The organism is Flavobacterium sp. FlaQc-57, from assembly GCF_044007395.1.
In the GTDB taxonomy this organism is placed as follows: Bacteria; Bacteroidota; Bacteroidia; order Flavobacteriales; family Flavobacteriaceae; genus Flavobacterium.
Window position 1 is genome coordinate 1270459 of sequence record NZ_JBIPDA010000001.1, and the last position, 19765, is coordinate 1290223.

15 protein-coding genes are annotated in these 19765 nt (G+C 32.5%); 6 read left to right on the forward strand and 9 right to left on the reverse strand.

Annotated features, from left to right (window positions below):
* Positions 1-6: 6 nt before the first annotated feature.
* The 8 genes from ACHRVZ_RS05470 to ACHRVZ_RS05505 all read right to left on the reverse strand — a co-directional run bounded on the left by ACHRVZ_RS05470 (position 7) and on the right by ACHRVZ_RS05505 (position 10524).
* Positions 7-5577, reverse strand: a complete 5571-nt coding sequence (locus ACHRVZ_RS05470) for an Eco57I restriction-modification methylase domain-containing protein (RefSeq protein ID WP_395421183.1) — start codon at positions 5575-5577, stop codon at positions 7-9.
* 35 nt (positions 5578-5612) lie between these two features.
* Positions 5613-6041: a DUF1896 family protein gene (locus tag ACHRVZ_RS05475; RefSeq protein WP_395421184.1), complete on the reverse strand. Its 429-nt coding sequence runs from the start codon at positions 6039-6041 to the stop codon at positions 5613-5615.
* A gap of 11 nt (positions 6042-6052) precedes the next feature.
* On the reverse strand, positions 6053-6337 hold the full coding sequence (locus tag ACHRVZ_RS05480) for a DUF4134 domain-containing protein (protein WP_198529594.1): 285 nt from the start codon (positions 6335-6337) through the stop codon (positions 6053-6055).
* Between the two features lie 198 nt (positions 6338-6535).
* Positions 6536-7015 (reverse strand): hypothetical protein, encoded by a 480-nt coding sequence (locus ACHRVZ_RS05485; RefSeq protein WP_395421185.1) that lies wholly within the window; start codon positions 7013-7015, stop codon positions 6536-6538.
* A 267-nt stretch (positions 7016-7282) separates the two neighbouring features.
* Positions 7283-7831, reverse strand: a complete 549-nt coding sequence (locus ACHRVZ_RS05490) for a hypothetical protein (protein WP_395421187.1) — start codon at positions 7829-7831, stop codon at positions 7283-7285.
* Positions 7832-7850: 19 nt separating this feature from the next.
* A complete protein-coding gene (locus ACHRVZ_RS05495) occupies positions 7851-8531 on the reverse strand; it encodes a hypothetical protein (RefSeq protein ID WP_395421188.1) in 681 nt (226 codons plus the stop codon).
* A gap of 111 nt (positions 8532-8642) precedes the next feature.
* Complete coding sequence (locus ACHRVZ_RS05500) at positions 8643-9410, reverse strand: helix-turn-helix domain-containing protein (protein WP_395421189.1); 768 nt, start codon at positions 9408-9410, stop codon at positions 8643-8645.
* 382 nt (positions 9411-9792) lie between these two features.
* Positions 9793-10524 carry a hypothetical protein gene (locus ACHRVZ_RS05505; protein WP_395421190.1) on the reverse strand — a complete coding sequence of 244 codons (732 nt, stop codon included), beginning with the start codon at positions 10522-10524 and terminating at the stop codon, positions 9793-9795.
* Between the two features lie 354 nt (positions 10525-10878).
* Here ACHRVZ_RS05505 and ACHRVZ_RS05510 point away from each other — a divergent pair, with 354 nt between their 5' ends.
* Together ACHRVZ_RS05510 and ACHRVZ_RS05515 are read left to right on the forward strand one after the other, a co-directional pair.
* On the forward strand, positions 10879-12567 hold the full coding sequence (locus tag ACHRVZ_RS05510) for a tetratricopeptide repeat protein (protein WP_395421191.1): 1689 nt from the start codon (positions 10879-10881) through the stop codon (positions 12565-12567).
* Between the two features lie 101 nt (positions 12568-12668).
* Positions 12669-12845 carry a histone H1 gene (locus tag ACHRVZ_RS05515; protein WP_395421193.1) on the forward strand — a complete coding sequence of 59 codons (177 nt, stop codon included), beginning with the start codon at positions 12669-12671 and terminating at the stop codon, positions 12843-12845.
* Positions 12846-12980: 135 nt separating this feature from the next.
* Here ACHRVZ_RS05515 and ACHRVZ_RS05520 read toward each other — a convergent pair whose 3' ends face one another.
* Positions 12981-13313, reverse strand: a complete 333-nt coding sequence (locus ACHRVZ_RS05520; protein WP_395421194.1) for a hypothetical protein — start codon at positions 13311-13313, stop codon at positions 12981-12983.
* Positions 13314-14027: 714 nt separating this feature from the next.
* Between ACHRVZ_RS05520 and ACHRVZ_RS05525 the strand changes: the two genes are divergently transcribed.
* Genes ACHRVZ_RS05525 through ACHRVZ_RS05540 form a run of 4 tightly spaced genes read left to right on the forward strand, consistent with a single transcriptional unit; the run spans position 14028 to position 19738 of the window.
* On the forward strand, positions 14028-16640 hold the full coding sequence (locus ACHRVZ_RS05525; protein ID WP_395421195.1) for an ATP-binding protein: 2613 nt from the start codon (positions 14028-14030) through the stop codon (positions 16638-16640).
* A gap of 7 nt (positions 16641-16647) precedes the next feature.
* Entirely contained in the window at positions 16648-17319 is a 672-nt protein-coding gene (locus ACHRVZ_RS05530; protein ID WP_395421196.1) for a hypothetical protein, read from the forward strand.
* Entirely contained in the window at positions 17306-17875 is a 570-nt protein-coding gene (locus tag ACHRVZ_RS05535) for a hypothetical protein (RefSeq protein ID WP_395421197.1), read from the forward strand. The genes ACHRVZ_RS05530 and ACHRVZ_RS05535 overlap by 14 nt, the downstream gene beginning before the upstream one ends.
* A gap of 3 nt (positions 17876-17878) precedes the next feature.
* A complete protein-coding gene (locus ACHRVZ_RS05540; RefSeq protein ID WP_395421198.1) occupies positions 17879-19738 on the forward strand; it encodes a class I SAM-dependent DNA methyltransferase in 1860 nt (619 codons plus the stop codon).
* Positions 19739-19765 lie beyond the last annotated feature (27 nt).

Sequence of the window (19765 nt, forward strand, 5' to 3'; positions counted from 1 at the left end):
TTTATTTTAAAATTTCATCCTGCTGCTGCGTCTCATTTCTGAAAATGAGCGCTCCTGCCATTTATCAGTATTACTTTCTGCCACTTTGAGACCTTGTGATTCCTCACTGTTCTTTATTGGCAGTTGAATTACCGGGGCTGTAACCGTTAATTTTGTTTCATTACTGAGACTAGCCTCTTGAGGATTGGCTTCTTTCAATTGGTTCTCCTGAATTTTCAGGGCAATTTCCCTTTCCAGACTAAAGAGGTCGCTTTTCATTTTTTGCAGCTCATCTTCCTGACTAAATACTCTTGTGGTTAATTTTTGTAATTCCGGCAGTTGGTTTTCAATATCATTCAGGGACTTTTGGTATTTTGCCGTGAGGTGTTCCACCTTATCAATAGCATTTAGAAAATGACGGGCTGCCAATTTAGGATTATCCACATTTGGAGTTCCTCCATTGGAAGTATATTTAATACCATCTTCCAAACGTTGTGCATAAAAGCTGTTGGAGTAACGGTACTGGTACAAACCATCATTTTGATAGGCTTCACGTTCTCTTTTTATATAGAGTCCAAAATCATATAACTTCCCAATTTGTTTGGCCTGGTTTTCTCCTTCGGGAGGTTTCCAGTTTTTATAGAGCAGGATAATTTCTTTGCCGATACTTTCAGGATCTGCTGTCTTGCAGTCATACAACTCTATAGGATTTGCTTTGGAACCATCAGGCTCATACTTCAGATTGTTTTTGTAAAAACTGTGATCTGCAGTTAGTTTGTCCAGTGTTCTAGAGGTGATTCCTTTTTCCTCCATTAGGTATTCAACCTGATATTTAGTTCTGGAAATCTCCTTGTAATGTGCTTTTTTAAGGCTTTCCATTACCGTTACTTTTTTCTCCAATTTTGATTTTTCCAGTAATGAAGTATCACCTGATAATACTGCGATATATTCTGAAAAGTTCATTCCACTTTGCTCATCCATGGCCCCCTCATCAATAGTCCTCACATTAAGTTCACAGTTTTTCATCTGACTGATAAAAGTCTGTTTGTTCTTGAGTAGATTGAATTTGTAATTGTCCAGGGATTGCTCTGTTGCATAGATGAAATTTTTTACTTTATTCCCATAATGCTGTTTGGCGACTTCATTACCTTGCCTGCTGCCCCGGCCGTTGCGTTGTCCCAGATCTGATGGTCTCCAGGGAATATCCATATGATGCATTGCCACAACACGCTTCTGCACATTAAGCCCGGTACCTGCTTTTTCTGTACTGCCCAAAAGAATACGTATCTCACCGGTATTCATTTTAGAAAACAACTCTGGCTTCTTCTTATCAGTCCAGTCGTGTATATAGGTAATCTCGTGAGCCGGGATATTAAAATCCCTTACCAGTTTTTCTTTAAGGGCATCGTACATATTAAAGTCATCCGGCTTGGGTGTCCCGATATCCGAAAAAATAATCTGAGTACCTTTATGCTCGATGGAAGCCTGATAAATTTCAGCCACATTTCTGGCGCATGTATTCACTTTATTATTCGGATGATCACCATATCCTTCATTTATCAGCCTCATATCGGCGGCCATTTTTTTAGCGTAATTAGTAGCTATAAGCATCCTGCCTTTATCTTCCTGCGTGGTAAGGGGTGCCCTGCCGATAAGTGTCGCATTACCTGTTTTGGCAAACTGCATGAGCTGGGTAATAAACTCACTTTGCTCAGGTGTAGGGCTGATATTGATAAGCCGTTCCTCAATGTCAGGTTTGTCCAGATCAATATGTTTGGCTGTTTTGTAATCGGTAATCTCATTATAAAACAGTGCCAGTTCCGGAACTTTAATAAAATGGCGAAAACGCTCCTTGGCAATAATCTCATTGGTGACAGAAAATTCAAAATCAGTCGTTTTTCTGGCAAAAACAGCTGCCCACCCGTCAAAGTTTTCAATATGCTGGCGTTCCATTTCTTTAGGGCGCAGGTATTTGAAAAGCAGGTACATTTCTGTCAGACTATTGGATATTGGAGTGCCGGAAAGAAAGGTTACACACAGATCCGAATCGAATTTTTCCTGAAGCGTGCGTACCGCAAATAACATATTAAGTGCCTTTTGGCTTCCCTGCATATTTCCAATTCCGGCAACACGGTCATGACGGGTAGTGAAAGTCAGGTTTTTGAATTTGTGAGATTCATCTACAAACAAATGATCGATACCCATTTCTTTAAAGTTGATGCCGCTGTCCTTTTTATCTTCTATATCTTTTAGCAGTGTTTTTAGTCTGCCGTCCAGATTATTTTTTCGTATTTCAAGACCCTTTAATATTTTCTTGGAGATATCGCCTCCCAGATCTCTGGCTGTATCAAGGTCCCGTTCTATATTATCCAACTCATTTTGTAAGATCTCTTTTTGTATTTCGGGTGACTGCGGAATTTTACCAAACTGATCGTGGGTTAAAATGATACAGTCCCAATTGTTATTTTTAATCTCATGGAAGAGTCTCATTCTTTTGGCCGGGGTAAAATCATTTTCACCAGGTGCCAATATTCGTGCATTGGGATAAGCCTTTCGATAGGTTGCTGCAATTTGATTTACATTGGCATTCAATGCCAGTATTGCAGGTTTATGAATAATCCCTAATCGTTTCATTTCATTGGCAGCCACAATCATGGTTAATGTTTTTCCAAGTCCAACCTCATGATCGATTAAAGCGCCACGGTTCTGAATGATACGCCATGCTGCATTTTTCTGAGAACTGTACAAGTCTTCAATCTCCAGGGCTTTTTTATCCAAACCCGGAAAGCTCAAATGACTTCCATTATATTCTCGCAATACGTAACAATTAAACGTATTGTTATAGAGATTTTCCAATTCATTTTTGTCATTTATTGGCAATTCCTGCAGCCACTCAATAAAACCATTACGGATGTTTTCAATTTTTTGATGGGCAAGCTGAATAGCTTCATTATCGGGCAGTCGAATGGGTTTGCCACCTGCTCCCTCAACTTCATAGGTAAAAAAAGGAGCCGTATTTTCGAGGGCGTGCTCCAATATTGTGTAGCCATAAGTGGTTCTGCCGCTTTTTGGAGTCACCGAAAATTCTCTGTCTATTTTGGTATTTTGACCTGTACTTACTTTAAAGGTATCCAGTGATGGGAAATAATTAATTTCAGTTGGCTGGTCAAATAATTTTCCGGCAAAACTTTCATAGTATCGGTTCGGAATCCATCGCTCGCCAAGATTGAAATCGAGTAATTCAAAAGGGATAAGCTCTGGCTGTACTTTTTCAAGTGCCTTCAATCCTTTGTAATATTGCGTGTTTTCAGGATATAGCTGCACAGCCTGTTTAGCCTGTTGTAACTTTTCTACAACATTGCCGCTTAAATAGAGGTCTGAAGTTTCCCAATTCTGATCTGTAGGATTCAAATAGATATGATGGTTCAGACGTTCTATAACCTCGTTTTGTTCAAGTCCTGTTGCAGCAGTTATAAATCCTAAGTCAACAGCTCCTTTTTCATTCAGACTTCGGGCCAGCGCTTCAACAGGATCATCTGTATAATAGCGCTCTTGCTGTTTTACTACAGATTCTATTAAAATATCCGACTTCACATAACGTTCGCCTTCTTTACGTTCCAATGAAGAAAGAATGGTGAAACCGAAAGCGGAATCATGCATGATTAACCTGCGATTCTCAGCACCGTTCAAAATACCATAGTGGGAAACAAATTTGGTATACTGCTCATCCAGATTTTTCCGAACCTGTTCACTGCCAGCTTTATCTGATTGCTCTTTCTCAAACAATTCCAGATAATGATCCCGAATAGCAATATAGGAATCATAGAATTTCAGATTACCTTGTGATACTAATGGTTGGAAAAAGGCTTGTTTGTGCTGCTCATTGATATTACTGATAATTCCAACGGATTCTCCAACTCTAACCAGAGTACCTTCTGTATAAAAAGATTTCAATGAAGCAACTTCTTCATAAAGTCTTTTTTCAAGGTTAAAAGCAGGTTCAAGGGTTTTATCTCCTTCATAAATATACTTGTGATTATAGTATTGAAGGGTATTGGATAAAGCCAATAACTCATGCGGCAGTAATCCGCCATTCATCCAATTCGCTGAAAAGCCATCTATTTCTTTTACATTCGAATATAATTTATACAAATACCGATTGGACTTGTTTTGTTTAGCAGCGATAAGCACTACATTTTCATGCGAGGGATTATCATTAGTGCGTATGGTACTGAGTATTCGTGCTGTTTTTTTATCCACTACAGTTTCATCGAGAGGATTGATGTAATCCATAGCACGGTTGATATTCTCTGCAGGCACAGTATCAAACAAGCCAAGCTGCACTGAAATACCGCTTGCTTTACTCTCAGGCATGGGTAGATAAGAGAATTTTTGCCCGATTGCTTCAGCGGGCTGAACTATCTCTGTTTTTTGAGCCTGTTCAAAGCGTTCCGGGTTAAAGTTTTCTTTTAATCCTTTGGTAATATTTTCTACAAGACGGTTTCCAATAGAATTAATATCACCGTTTTGTCTCACGCTTTGGTGCGCCTGTCCGTATTGGTTTTTACCGGCTTGTATTTCATTCCCAATTATGAGCTCTTCTCTATTGTGCAGATATTTATTAATACTGTATTTTCCAAATTCATTTTCGAGTTCAACGGTTTGCAGCAGTTCATTTTCATTGTCTGACAGCCTTTCTTTGTTTCCATTTTTTTGGACGATAAGCAAATGATTTGGAGCATCGGTGTTTCCTGTTTCTTTCATTAGGTTGTCAGGCATAACTGCGACACTCACAAAATCTGCTTTTTGAAAAAGATATGCTCGTACACTCTGATTGGAAGGACTGTTCAAAAAACCGTCTGTAGTTATGTATGCCATAAGACCACCATCAGCCAGTTTGTCCAGTCCTTTAGCAAAGAAGTAATTGTGGATTTTTCCTGAAATCGTTTTATCGGGATAGGTTTCGTCATACACAGAAAAATTACCAAAAGGAATATTGCTGACCACAAGATCATAACTGCCGTTATCATTTGTTGGAGCTTCTTCCAGTCCTATTACATGAGTGGTATTTTGGGTTGAAAGTGTACTGTTTAATGCTGAAAGTACCAGTCCGCTTAATTGGTCTTTTTCCACAGCAGTAATTTGTTCCAAACTTGAAAATGCACTGTCTGCTTCAGTGATAAAAATGCCTGATCCTGCTGATGGCTCGTATAATCTTTTAGGATTAATACCTTGTTCTTCCAAAGCAGTGTACAAGGTGCTCGGTACTATTTCCGGTGTATAAAATGCGGTAAGGACACTATTACGAAGTGAAGAAACAACTGAATTATAATCTTTTTCAGAATAGTGTTCCTGCAGTATTGCATGTAGACGTGTCATTTCCGGATGCAGCTTCAGATCTTCTTTAGTAGCGCCGGATTTTATCCAGTCTTCGGTAGTGCCATTTGGGTATAATACAGCCTTGATACCTCCGAAGCCGGCATATGCCTTAAGCGCGTCAACTGCTTCTGCCGATAAAGCATCACCTTGCTGCCATTGCATTGCAATGGTAATCGCCTTGATATTGGCACTTAGTTTTTGGGATAGATTGTAAGCCATAATTACTCCTTTTCATACTACATGCTATAAATAGCTCAATTCAGATAGTCAGCAATCTGACCAATAAGGGCATTTCTCAAAGTGGGATCTTCTTCATTTTCTTTAGTAAAACCAATGGTTTCAAAAATAGGCCTGCAGCTTTCCATAAGGTTGATTACCTCATAGGTCAGGATACCTGATTCCTGAAAAGCGGCATAGGTTTTATAAAACTCATCTGAAAGCAGGGAGCGGATATATAAAAACCGGGAAGGTTTCAGATCTTCGGTAAGTACATTGAGACAGATTTCTTCGATGATATATTGAGGTGTACCATCAGATAACATATCCTCTAATATGAATTTTACACTACTTATTTTCTCATTGAGATAATCCAATACACTATAATCTTCCTGTAGTGTAAACATCAAATCGGGATTGTTATGGATAATATAAAACCATAACTTTTCTTTGAGTAAATCTTCCATAGCGATATGTTTTAAATCCCAAAGAAGGATTTGATTACGGTAGCCACTACCACCAGAAAAACACAACTTCCAAACCAGGCTGCCGCTACTTTTCCGGTATCGGGATCACCTGCATTCCATTTTTGATATACTTTCACAGCACCTATTAATCCGAGTAACGCTCCTACTGCATACATTAGTTCCGTTCCTGCATCAAAGTAACTTCGAACTTGTTGGTTGGCTTCGTTAATTCCTGCCAGGCCATCCTGGGCATAGGTTTCATAACTTATTACAAAAAGCAATTGTGCCAGAAGCATACAGATACCTTTTGTTTTTTGCTCAATAAACTTTTTAAAATTCCAGTTCCATTTTTTCATCGCACATTTATTTTAAAGTTTAAAAAATCAGATAAAAAACGGAGGTGTAGCCGCTGTCACAGTTCCACTTTCCTGTTACATCTGTCCTACTGCGCCGGGATGGACAGGGGCGATTCCTCCGTTATGTTGTTTTATAGTTTATTCCCAAAGGGCTTCTGCTTCCTTCTGGGTTAAAGTAATTGATTCGAGTTTCTCACATTCTGAGACTATCAATTCGCTTATCGAAGAATTAAAAGGGGAATTTTTCACTGAAGGAAATTCTCTTAGGAGAAGCTGCAGATAATAGGTAAATTCTTTTTTGACTAATTTTTTCTTTGCAGCATCTGCAATAAAAGTTTTTAATCTTGCCACCAAAACATCAACGTCCTGAAAAGTGGTGTCAAATTCTCCAAAAGAAGTTTGGTTTGAAGTCAGTTCAGGAGAATCATGATCCTTTAATTTGGGTTCAATATCTTGGTAGATTGCATTTTCAAATCCACGGAATTGAAGTTTCCGCTTTCCTGTTATAATTTCTTTGAGTTCATCAAAATAAAATCGAAATACAACAAATAAATACCAGCTTGCCAATAGCAGAATAACTACAACTATGTAATTACCCCATGAAATGTTTGTAAACATACCTCATCATTTTATCGTTCTACATTAGTTTCGATCCTAGTAAATGGACAATTCCAATTCCGGATCTTCATCATTACAAGGCAAAGAAACGATACAGATGAAATTGCCACAAGTACAACTTTTTGTTGTACCCCCGTTGTACCCCGTTGAACCCCTAGTAAAATCAAGGAGAAAAAAACTAAAAAAAAACTAAAAAATGAAAAAGCCTCCCAAGTGGGAGGCCAAATTGATGATAAAATAAATCGTTTTAGGATCGTAATTTCTATCTTAATAAGATAAAAACTCAATTTCCGATTTTTTATCCATGAGCTTCCAGCCATCATCTGTTAGTATAAAATATACTTCATGATTGAGTGTGTCTTTCAAACCATTTTTAATGGCAGCAGCAAAAATATTCTTTCTTCGAATTGTAGTGTATTCTACAATTGCCTTATTACCAGTGCTCATCATCCTTATTTCTTTGATTGCTCCAAATTCTTCATCAGCTACTTTTACGCGCTGTATTTTACTCATTTTATCATCTGCTGGTGTATGTAGTAAATACGGTTTTGCTGCAGGAGTAAAACTCACAAACGAAGTTGTATCACCAAATTTTCTGGTTTGAAGTACTTTTACAAATCCTTTTTCTACGAGTCCGGATTTGAAAATGGTATAAGCATGCGTCGGATCACCGCAGAAAATATCATGGCTTACAATAGTAGGAAAATGTTTTTTTTCCAAAATAAGAGCAGTAGCCAATTTCTCATCCAGCTTTTTAGGCTCACAGCTTGTGATTATTAAAATCACTGTAGTTAAAATATAAGATAGCTTTTTCATGTTTTTAAATTTTAAATTATTAATATTCTTTGATCTGTTTGATCATGCGTTCCAATGTTTCAATTGCTATTTGCTTATCCCTTTCTTCAAAAACATAAGCTTTGCTCCGCATGGCATTATAAGACAGATCTACTTTGTTTGGAGTGGATAAAAAAGGAACTATTGTTTTAAATAAATGATTCATTGATTTTGAAATAAGAATTTTTAATTCATCGGATGCCCTTAATATTAAGGCTGTTTGATCGGTTGAAAGTTTACATAAAACTTTACCAGAAAGGGCATTCACTACTATCGGACTAGTTGTCTTCCTTTCAACAATTTGAAAAGGGGCAGTTAAATAGTTTGAGAATCTTGATTCTACAAAAATTATTAATTCATTCAAACAGGATATTAAAGTAGTTGTTACTTCTTTTAGATTATCTCTCTGTAAATCGCTACTATTATTTATTTCTGTGATTTTGTCTAAAAGAAATAGTAATGTGGAATAATAATTTCCAACTAAAATTTTTATCTGTTTCTCCTTAGTAAGTGAAAAAACCTGTACAGTAAACTGTGATTGAATAAAAAATGTTTGTTCATTTGCTTTTTCAATAATCTCTCTTGATTGAATTGGAGAAATCATAGTAAGATCGGTTTTGTTAGGATTAAGGGTTGAAGTCACCGTTAAGTCCATCCATTCTAAAAGATAGGTTTGAGTCATTTCTTTTACTTTTATTTAGTAAATATTTCTCTCGACTTGCAATCGACAGTACTCTAAATCATTACTTATAGAACATTCTTAACCCAGTCAAAACATTTATTATATTAGTATTTAATTGAAATTTAATTGTAAACGGTATTCGGAAGGAGACAGGGAAGTATGCTTCTTAAAAAAAGTACTGAAAAAAGAAGTATTGGCAAATTTCAGTTCTTCTGAAATATATAAAATGGTTAAATCATTATTTTGAAGCAGGATTTTGGCCTCCAGAATGATTGCATTTTCTATGCATTGTTTCGCTGTGATTTCCGTAATCCGTTTGACAGTTTTAGTAAGATGTCCTGTAGAAACATTTAGGCTATTTGCATAGAATTTCACACTGTGTTCTTTTCTACAGTTTAGTTCTAATAACCTAAAAAAATGGATAACTATTTTTTCATTACCGGTATGTTTGACATTATCATACCAGGATGATCGATAATATGTTCCAGCCAGTTCGTAAAGGAAAAGATTAAAACTCAAAAGCAATGTTTCTTTTTTCAAAATATTCTTATTTGAACTTCTGACCTTACTATTGATTAATTTAAGTAAATCTACAAGTAATCCAATTTCTTTATTTTTGAGAAAAATCTTGGAAGTATTTTTTGCAATAAAAAATTCAAAATATCCTATGTGCGGCCATCTTATACTATTAGTAAAAGCAAACTCCGAAGAGAATGAAAGCTGGCAAATCTGCAATTGATTGCTCATTATTAAAACTTCACAAATAGACTTTTTTGGAATAACGATTAGTTCGTTGATAAATAAATGAATCTTTTTACTGTTGACCAACAGGCATACTGCTCCGGAATTTATAATCAAAACGGTAAATCGATTCAACATAATTGATTCTTTAAAAGCAATTCTGGAGGAGAACGTTTCGAAGATGTAGACTTGTAAGCCTGATGGGTTATATTTTGATTTTAGAGATGCCAAAATAAGCGCTTTAAAATGTTTAATTGTACTAGAAAGTATTACTTATCAAATAATCTGGCCATCAATGAAACGCAAACGAAAAATAAATTTGAAATGCCGTTTACAAAAAATAGATATGCCAATTTTCGGGGAGAATCAGTTTTTATCCCGCCATCGGTTAAATAGCCTATTATTTCATCATAGGATAAAAGATCTATGATGAAATAAAGGCTCACAATATTGAAAAGAATCAAAAACACGCAATACACATATTGCAATTGTTTTTCAATCGACTCAGTTATATACATAACTATTCTGTTTGGAGATTTTGAATTATGAGTCCTGTCACTATTGATTTATTAATCGCAGTTGAAGAATTTGCTACTGCACCTTGTACCGCTCCAACACGATTTCCAACAGAAGTCTCCCAATCCTTATCTTTGCGTTCTTTAGCATAATACGATGAATATCTTGCTATAGAGGAAGTCGTGAGAATGATTCTCTTATCCTCATTGCTAAACTGTGTGTTGGATATAACGGAAGCCTCGAATGAGACTATGGATTGATGAATGATAGCATATTCATTAGTTTCCCATAACAGTATGGAATCCATAAAGTTGGAAAGAGAAATTTTAGCGGCATTTGTCATTGAGGAATATGCAATCGCCTGCTCTAATTTTATTTGAGGATCATCGACAATTTCTTGAATTTCCTGAAAGTTGCAGGGAAGACTTGTTGCCATATTTAATAGATCGTTATTCAGAACCGAGATAGAATCTACTTTTTGGCTGATTTGAGCAATCGTATTGAAATTATAATTTCCAGACAAGTAAACATCAAGGATGTCATTATGTATTTTACCTGCTATGTCATATTCATTAGCCGGATTTTCAGGACTTAGTGTCTGAAGTAGCTTTACTGTTTTTTTAAATTTATTTTCAATAAGACCATCATCTAAAATTTTAGTATTATCAATACTCTCACTGGTACAAGAAACAAGTAGTGATGCTAATACAACTAGCAATAATAAAAGATTTTTCATGATTAAAAGTGTTAAATGTAAAGACTGTTTTTTTTCAGTCAGTTCATTTCACCCGGGTTAGCAGAACTTTAATCCGGCACGATGCCAAATGTTTTTTGCTATTGAATTCGAAACAAATCTAGAAGTAGATTTTTTGATTTGCAAAACGTTGTATGTGGATTTTCCGAATTTAGGGTATCGATTTTCCGAAAATCGACACACCTTTTTTAATCAAAAACACACTAATTATCAATGCATTGCGTTATTACTGATACTGTTTTGAACAAAACACAATATTATTTTTACCAAATAGTGTTTTTCGCTGATAAAAATGCATTTTCACATCAAATAATGTCTCATTTTTTACTTTAACTTATGATTAAAAATTATATATTATTAGTAATTCTTTGCTTTGGAAATCAATTGTATGCGCAGGAAATGGAATCGAAAATTTTCGATACGCTTAAAAGAAAAAGTTATGATTACCTTTTTGAATGTATAGAAGCTACGGCTGAGGATAAAATAAAACAAGCATATTATCTTCAATACTTTTTGAACAAGGCAAAAACGGATAAAAATTCCAAGGAAATTGTAAATGGATATAAAAATTATTTATTCTATTCTCCTGAAAAATTAAAATTAGTATATGCTGACAGTATGATTTATACTGCTAAAAAAGCCAATGATAATGCTCTTATTGGCTCTGCTTATCTTTCAAAAGGAATTGTTTACTATGGACAGAAAAAACATAAACATGCTCTTGATAATTATCTTGTAGCCGATAATTATATTTCGAAAACCAGCGACAAGTATCTGACTTATAAGGTTAAATATAATATTGCTGGTGTAAAGTACTATCTCGGATTCTATGATGAGGCAATTTCTCTCTATACTGAATGCATTGATTATTTTAATGAAAAGAATTCAAGAGCATACTTAAATTCATTGCATTTACTCGGTTTGTGTTATAACAGAATTGGTAATTACGGCTTATGTTCTGAAATAAATGAAAAAGGTATTCAGGAAGGAATAAGATTAGACAATAATGAAGTTAAAGATTACTTCATTCATTCAGAAGGCATCAATCAGTACTTTAAAAACAACTATGCAGAAGCTATAAAAAAAATTAATTATGCAATTCCATCTATAAAGAAAAATAAAGATTTTGGTAATGAGTCTGTTGGATATTTTTATATTGGTAAAAGCTACTGGAATCTTCACAAACCTGAAATGGCTTTGCCATATTTTTTTAAAGTTGACAAGATTTTTGATGATAAAGAGTATATACGCCCGGATCTACGGCAGAACTACGAGTTACTATTAAAGTATTATAAATCTAAAAAAGATCTTCATAAACAGCTCTACTATACGGATAAGTTATTAAAGGCAGACAGTATATTAGACAACAAGTTCATCTATCTTTCCGGCAGAGTTCACAAAGTGTATGACACGAAAGTATTACTAAAAGATAAGCAGGATATTGAAGATTTGTTTAATCAGAGGAAGTATAATGATTTCATTTTTACTGGTATCGTATTAGTATTATTTTTAATCGTATCATTCATTGCTTACAGGCATATCAGAAATAAGAATGTTTACAGGCAAAAATTTGAGGAATTGATGGCAAAAAATGAGTCCGTTTCTAAAGTGGAAGTCAAAAATGTAAGTAAGGGAATTGGAAATATAAATAAAGATACTATTGCAGATATACTTAAGCAATTGGAAAAATTTGAAAAGGATAAAAAATTTCTAGTAAAAGACCTAACTTCCGCAAAGCTTGCGGCTATCTTCAATTCCAATCCAAAATATTTATCACAGATAATTTATCAATACAGAGGAAAGAAATTTGTGAGATACATTGCTGATCTTAAAATCAATTATCTAATAAAGTTGTTAAAAGAGGATAGTAGAATAAGAAAATATTCCAATAGTGCATTGGCTGAAGAAGTTGGCTTTAGCAGTACTAAAACATTTACTCAGGCTTTTTTTGCAGAAGCCGGGTGTCCAACGTCTTATTTTATTGAAGAACTAAATAAGATGTCACAAGAAAATGAGGTTCAGTAATTCAGGAAATACGAATTAAAATTTTTCTAATTTTTGTCGTAAAGTTGCTTTATAAAAAAGCAAAACTTTACTTTTGCCATCTTAAATTTAAAAAAAATATCATGAAAGATTTAGTAGCAAAAATAAACGCCGAAATCGAAACATTTAAAATAGAATCTGAATCATTAATTGATAAAGGTGTTAAAGCAGCGGGAGCTAGAGCTCGTAAATCAACTTTAGAAATTGAAAAACTTTTAAAAGAGTTTAGAAAAATTTCTATCGAAGAATCTAAAAAATAATTCATTCTTACTGTAAAGGGCTGTTTTATAGTTTTATAAACGCAGCCCTTTTTTAAATTTTTGAAGTCTGAAACTTTTACCTTTTAGTCGTTTAGCTTGTTATTTAAGCAAATTCTGCGCCACATTGTATTAGAACTAATCTTCACTTTCTTCGGTTTCATCGAGGTTGTACCAGCATCTGCCAACATCCGCAATAGGATTTACTAAAATTGAAAAATTTTGTCCAGTAGCCTTACCAGCTTTTTTAGCTGCTCCCAATATGTCATGTTTTGTGATAGAATCATCGCTTGATATATAATTGTATTCTGCTGAAGGTAAATCATGGGTTTTCCCAGTAGTTGATTGTATTGTTTTAGTAAAGCCTAAATCTTCCATTGCAGCATGTAAGACTTTATAAGTATCAGAGTCTAATTCATATTGCTTACCCTCTTTAGTATGTAGTTGCACTCTAACAGTAAATCTCTTCATAATTAATTATTTTTAATTAAAATTTTTATAAAAGTAATAATTGGAAAAATCTATCTTTTACGGTTTTCCATAACAGTATTTTTTATTAGCAAATTAATTCTTTTCATTAATAAAATTGTCCAGTATAAATACCTGTTTTTAATTTTAATTACAATACTTTATGTATGTTTCATTGCAAGTTTTATTTTAAGACAACTATATAACATTGGCAATTAATTCTTTTTTTGCCGAACTTATATTTTAGGTAAAAAAAGATTACTTCACATTTCAAAATTGATTTTGCTTTCAAAAAGAAACTTGAAAATAATTAATATAAATATCAATAATTAATTATCCTTGTCAATATGTCATCATCGACAGTTCAATTATTCACTATCATTGAAAGTAATGGAAAAGATATTGTATTTACATTTGGTATAACTAAAAAACTTATAAAATAATTTAATGTAAAATATTAATATGGTAATTGTTCAACATTGAATACATTTGCATAATATGCAATTTTCATGAGTAAAAAAGCAATTACATAGACTAAAGGCTGTGTTAGCAGAAAAAAACTTAACTAGTAAATGATTAGCTGAGCAATTAGGGAAAAATGAAGCTACTATTTCTCGATGGTGTACAAATGACGTATAGCCAAACTTAAATACATTGGTTAAAATCTCTGAATTATTAAAAATTAATATTTTTGAATTAATAAATGATAAATAATTGATGGAAAATCTTAATCCAGAAAATATCGTTATTCCGTTTAGAGTTTCTGCTAGGACTGCAAGGCTTATAGGTAGAGAGAATGTTGCTACTTCGAAAGGAGCAATTATCGAACTTGTAAAAAATGCTTATGATGCTGATAGTAAAGTTTGTATAGTTTATTTTGATAATAAATATTCTTCCATTTTAAACGAAATTGATGAAGAGCACTTTAATGGGCTTTTGAATTTAGGGGTTTCTGACGAGCAACTAAACGAAGTTTATAAGAGAAACGAAGAAGGTGATTATATAATAGATACTGAATTAGATGAAGAAAAGAAACTAGCTTTTAAAAATATCATTTCAGAATTCTCAGCACTCTACATTATTGATTTTGGTGAAGGAATGACTCAAAATATAATAAGAGAACATTGGATGACAATTGGTACAGATAATAAAGCTAATGATATCTTTACAAAAAAAGGCAGAGTAAAATCAGGAGCTAAAGGTATTGGCAGGTTTGCATTAGACAAATTGGGAGGTAAATGTGAAATGACAACTATTTTTAATTCAAATCCTAATGTTCATAAACCAGATACTGATATTAATGAAACCTTGACAAATTTTACAGGTTATAATTGGCTAGTTAATTGGGAAGATTTCGAAGGTGATTTTAAGACTATTGATAAAGTTGGAGCAATATTAACTGGATTACAATCAATTTCTATTAAGGAAGAACTAATAAAAAAGATACCAGATATTGATTTGTCAAAGATAGAATCTGAAAAAGAGTTTAAATTTGGAACAATTCTAAAAATAACAAACTTAAGAGATAATTGGGACGACTATTTTGTTGAACAAGTATTCAATGACTTAGAAGTATTAGTACCTCCAAAAGAGGTTGGAGATTTTGAAATATTTCTTTTTAGTTCTTTGACTAAATCAAAATATGGTGAAGTTTTAGGCTCAGTTTGTGATGATTTTGATTATAAGTTAGTTGCCGTAGCTGATGACAACCAAAACGTAAAAATAAAAATATTTAGAAATGAATATGCGGTAGAATTAATTCCTAATGATTTTTTCGAAAGAGCGGCATTACAAAAAGAAAATTACCGTAAGAGTGATTTCATTAAAGGATATTGGGAAAAATCAACAACTTTCGCGGAATTATTAAAAGGTTATAAAGATATAGATGAAGATAATACTTTCAAGAATATAGGATTATTTAGATTTTCATTTTATTTCTTAAAAAGACAGTCCAATTCTATTGATACAAAAAAATTCTTTACAAGAGGTTTCATGTCAAATAACAGAAAGGATTGGCTGAACAAATTCGGAGGAGTTAAACTTGTAAGAGATAATTTTAGAGTAAGACCATACGGTGAAGTAAATAATGTTGCCTTTGACTGGTTAGGTTTAGGGAGTCGAAAGACACAAAGTCCTGCAAGTGTAGCAAAGAAAGAAGGTGGATACAAAGTTGAACCTGATAATGTTGCCGGAGCTGTAAATATATCTCGTTTAACAAATGTTGATTTTGAAGATAAGTCAAGTCGTGAAGGTTTACAAGAAAATAAAACCTTTCGAATTTTTACGCTTTTATTAACTCAAATCATAGCAGAATTCGAAAAAGACAGAGCTTACATAGCCAGAGAGATGTCAGATTATGACGATATAAAGTATGGTCCTGAAAGAGATCGGGAAAAAGCAGAAAAACTTAAAAATGAAATATTAGCAAAAAGTAGAGCTAAAAAAGAAGCGTCAGCAAATAATCCGACGCCATTAAATGAAACTAGTAATTCACAAGAAACTGAATCAGAAAAGGAGAAAGAAATTCTTGCAAGTGAATTAGATAGAAAAGAAGAAGAAATAGAAAAATTAAAAGAAGAGCAAAAAATGCTGAGAGCTTTAGCAAGTAGTGGAATAGTTCTAGCATCTTTTAGTCATGATTTGAGTAAATTAAATGACATGTTGGCAGTAAGAACAGATCGTTTGAAAAACCTTTTAGTAAGTAAAATAGTTGAAAGTGATTATGATAACATTGAAGATAGAAAGAATCCTTTTAAGCTAATAGAACGTATTAAACTTCAGGATGTTAAAATTCAAAATTGGCTTAATTTTTCATTAGGAGCGACAAGAAAAGACAAAAGGACAAGAAGACAACTTTCTTTTAAACCATATTTCACAAATTATAAGAATGATTGGCTTACTGTATTAAACGAGAAAGGAATTAATTACGATCTCTCAGAAGTTGAAGAAGTAAATATGAGGGTTTTTGAAATTGACTTAGATAGCATTTTTAATAATTTATTAGTGAATTCTATAGATGCTTTCATAATCTCAAAAGAGAATAGACCAAGGCAAATTAAAGTAAAAATAAATCAAAATGAAAAAAATATAGTTATTGATTATATCGATAATGGACCAGGTCTTTCAAAGGATATAACTGAACCTGAAAAGATTTTCGAGCCTTTGTTTACAACTAGAAGAAATCTGTATACCGGTGAGGAAGAAGGAACAGGTCTAGGTATGTGGTTAATTAAATCTATTGTTAATGAAAACGATGGTAATATTAGACTTCTATATCCGGAAGTTGGTTTCGGTCTAAGAATAACTTTCCCAATTAAATATAATAAATAAAAAGATTATGTATAGATTACTTTATATCGATGAAGATCAAGAACAAATAGAAAACTTCTTGAATTATATTGATGATACTAATAGTAACAACATTTTTGAAGTTATCACTCAATTACCTTTAGGTGATAAAGAAGAAATGATTGATAAAATAATTAAAATCAATCCTGATGTAATAGTTAGTGATTTTTTGCTTAATGAAAATATTGGTGCGTTAGGATATAATGTCCCTTATAATGGTGTAGAATTAGTTGAAGATTTTCTTTCTATTAGGAATAAGTTTCCATGTTTTGTATTGACAGCGAAAGATCAAGATGCGGTGAGTGACAGTGAAGATGTAAACTTAGTTTACACAAAAAGTCTAATGACTACTGAAATTGAGGATACAAAGGCAAAAGTTAAATTTACAGATAGACTTGTTAAACAGATTGAACATTATAAATCAAGAATTCAAAATGCTCAAAGTGAATTAGCTGAATTAATTGAAGCTAGGAAAAACGGTAATGCTAATTTTGATATTGAACGAAGAATTATTGAACTTGATGATTTTTTAGAAAGATCAATTGACGCACAGAATATTATACCATCTGAATTCAAATCATTTTCTAATTCAGAAAAATTAGATAGTATGCTTGACAAAGTGGATGAACTTCTTAAAAAGTTAGATGATGGCAGTAATTAGATTTAGAGAACATACACCGGTACGTACTTGTACAAAAACTTATGCTAATTATAGAAGTTTTAAAAAATATTTAGCAGAAGATTTTAGTTCAAAATGTGGTTATACAGATTGTAGAGATTTTTGGTTTGGTGGAAAAAATACTTTTCATATTGACCATTTTAAACCATTTTCAAAAAATCCAGCATTAGAAACGGATTATGGTAATTTAGTCTATTGTTGCTCATATGTAAACATTTTGAAATCTGATGATGAAGGGGATTATTTAGATCCTTGCAATATTGACTTTAATGAACATTTTGAAAGAAATGCAGATGGTTCAATTGCAGCTAAGGCAAATTCTAAAGAAGCTAACTATATGTTTGATAAACTAAAATTAGGTCTTTCTAGATATAGGATAATATGGAAACTTGATGAAATTCTTAATAGGTTGAATAAATTACGAGTTGCAATTAATAATCCCAATAACATTAAAATAAAAAATGATTTAAGAATAATCCATAGTGAATTAGCAGAGGAATTTACTATTTATCTTGATTATTTAAAAACAAATCAATAATTAATGAAACAACAAGTCTTAAAATTTTTAAAATCATATTCTACTCTTCCATTAGAAGTAGATAGACTTATTGTTTCCACTTTTATAAAAGTCAATAATTTAAGAATTAATAATAATATTTTTTTGAAACAGTATGAAATTTTAGAGGCTAATACTGAGGAATATTCTAGCCTAAACAAATTTGTTTCAATAGTCAATCAAGAAATATTAAAGTTTGAACTTGAAGATTTAATTGAGCTTTTTGAATTTGTTATTTCTCCATCTGATAGAATTGTAAATGGTGCAATTTATACACCTTTAGAAATTCGTTCTTATATCATTTCACAAACTTTCAAAAAAGTAGGCAACCAACTTATCAATGCTAAAATTGCGGATATTTCATGTGGTTGTAGTGGATTTTTATATAATGCAGCAAAAGAGATTAAAAGACGAACAGGCCATAATTATCAGGTTATTTTTCAAAATCAAATTTTTGGACTTGATATTCAGAAATATTCTATAACTCGTAGTAAAATTTTATTGTGTTTATTAGCATTGTCAGAGGGAGAAGATGTTGATGAGTTTAAGTTTAATTTATATGAAGGAGATGCGTTAACTTTTAAATGGCAGGACCTATATAATGATTTTCAAGGATTTCAAGTCATACTTGGAAATCCTCCTTATGTTTGTGCAAGAAATTTGGAAGATGTAATAAAGGAAAATCTACAGAATTGGTCCGTTTGTAATTCTGGTAATCCAGATCTGTATATTCCATTCTTTCAGATTGGTTATGAAAATCTTGCCGTTGATGGAATTCTAGGCTATATTACAATGAATTCATTTTTTAAAAGCTTAAATGGAAGAGCTTTAAGAAAGTATTTTGAAGATAATAGAGCTTCTATTAGAATCATTGATTTTGGTACACTTCAGATATTTAAATCGAAAAGTACTTACACATGTATATGCTTTTTAGAAAACAATGAGCAAAATTTTGTTGAATATTACAAATCAATTAAAAAGGAATTACCAGGAAATAGGAGTCTATACTCTAGAGTTAATTATAGAAATTTAGATGCAAAAAAAGGTTGGAATCTAAATAATAATGAAGTTATATCTCGCATAGAATCTGTAGGGACTCCATTCGGAGAAATTTATAAGACAAGACATGGTATTGCTACATTACGGAATGATCTTTATATTTTTAAACCCGTTGCGGAAGATGATGAATTCTTATACCTTCAGAATGGAAATTTATATCCTATCGAAAAAGGGATATGCAAAGATATTCTTAACTCAAACAAATTAAGTAGAAGTATTAATTTTGATGAGGTAAGGGAAAAAGTATTATTTCCCTATGACAATGAAAGGAAACCAAAGGCTTTACAAGAAGAGTTCTTGCAAGATACATTTCCCTATGCATATCAATATTTGAAGAAAAAGAAAGAAGAATTATCAAAAAGAGATAAAGGAAAAGGAAACTATGAAAAATGGTTTGCCTTTGGAAGAACACAATCTTTAGAAAAAGTCGGTAATAAATTATTTTTTCCCAAGTTTTCCGACATAACACCTAGTTATCTTATAAGTGGTGATGATGATTTGTTATTTTATAATGGTCAAGCAATTGTAGGACATTCCAATGAAGAAATGCAATTAATCAAAAAGATATTAGAATCGCGTTTATTTTGGTTCTATATAAAAACCACAAGTAAACCATATTCTGCAAATTATTATTCTTTAAATGGAAATTATATAAATAATTTTGGAATTCCAAATTTTACTAAAAATGAGATCCATTTTCTTATCAACGAACCCGATAAGAATATTATAGATGATTTTTTAGAAGATTATTACAATGTTCGATTTAATGAGGAATTAACTTATTAGCTTATTTAGCAAATGACCATGAATTAT

Bases quoted from the DNA above. Each gene is read 5' to 3' on its own strand.
- ACHRVZ_RS05525 (WP_395421195.1), top strand. From the start codon at position 14,028: ATGGAAAATCTTAATCCAGAAAATATCGTTATTCCGTTTAGAGTTTCT.
- ACHRVZ_RS05490 (WP_395421187.1), bottom strand. From the start codon at position 7,831: ATGAAAAAGCTATCTTATATTTTAACTACAGTGATTTTAATAATCACA.
- ACHRVZ_RS05470 (WP_395421183.1), bottom strand. From the start codon at position 5,577: ATGGCTTACAATCTATCCCAAAAACTAAGTGCCAATATCAAGGCGATT.
- ACHRVZ_RS05515 (WP_395421193.1), top strand. From the start codon at position 12,669: ATGAAAGATTTAGTAGCAAAAATAAACGCCGAAATCGAAACATTTAAA.
- ACHRVZ_RS05480 (WP_198529594.1), bottom strand. From the start codon at position 6,337: ATGCTTCTGGCACAATTGCTTTTTGTAATAAGTTATGAAACCTATGCC.
- ACHRVZ_RS05530 (WP_395421196.1), top strand. From the start codon at position 16,648: ATGTATAGATTACTTTATATCGATGAAGATCAAGAACAAATAGAAAAC.
- ACHRVZ_RS05475 (WP_395421184.1), bottom strand. From the start codon at position 6,041: ATGGAAGATTTACTCAAAGAAAAGTTATGGTTTTATATTATCCATAAC.
- ACHRVZ_RS05520 (WP_395421194.1), bottom strand. From the start codon at position 13,313: ATGAAGAGATTTACTGTTAGAGTGCAACTACATACTAAAGAGGGTAAG.
- ACHRVZ_RS05505 (WP_395421190.1), bottom strand. From the start codon at position 10,524: ATGAAAAATCTTTTATTATTGCTAGTTGTATTAGCATCACTACTTGTT.
- ACHRVZ_RS05485 (WP_395421185.1), bottom strand. From the start codon at position 7,015: ATGTTTACAAACATTTCATGGGGTAATTACATAGTTGTAGTTATTCTG.
- ACHRVZ_RS05495 (WP_395421188.1), bottom strand. From the start codon at position 8,531: ATGACTCAAACCTATCTTTTAGAATGGATGGACTTAACGGTGACTTCA.
- ACHRVZ_RS05535 (WP_395421197.1), top strand. From the start codon at position 17,306: ATGGCAGTAATTAGATTTAGAGAACATACACCGGTACGTACTTGTACA.
- ACHRVZ_RS05510 (WP_395421191.1), top strand. From the start codon at position 10,879: ATGATTAAAAATTATATATTATTAGTAATTCTTTGCTTTGGAAATCAA.
- ACHRVZ_RS05540 (WP_395421198.1), top strand. From the start codon at position 17,879: ATGAAACAACAAGTCTTAAAATTTTTAAAATCATATTCTACTCTTCCA.
- ACHRVZ_RS05500 (WP_395421189.1), bottom strand. From the start codon at position 9,410: ATGTTGAATCGATTTACCGTTTTGATTATAAATTCCGGAGCAGTATGC.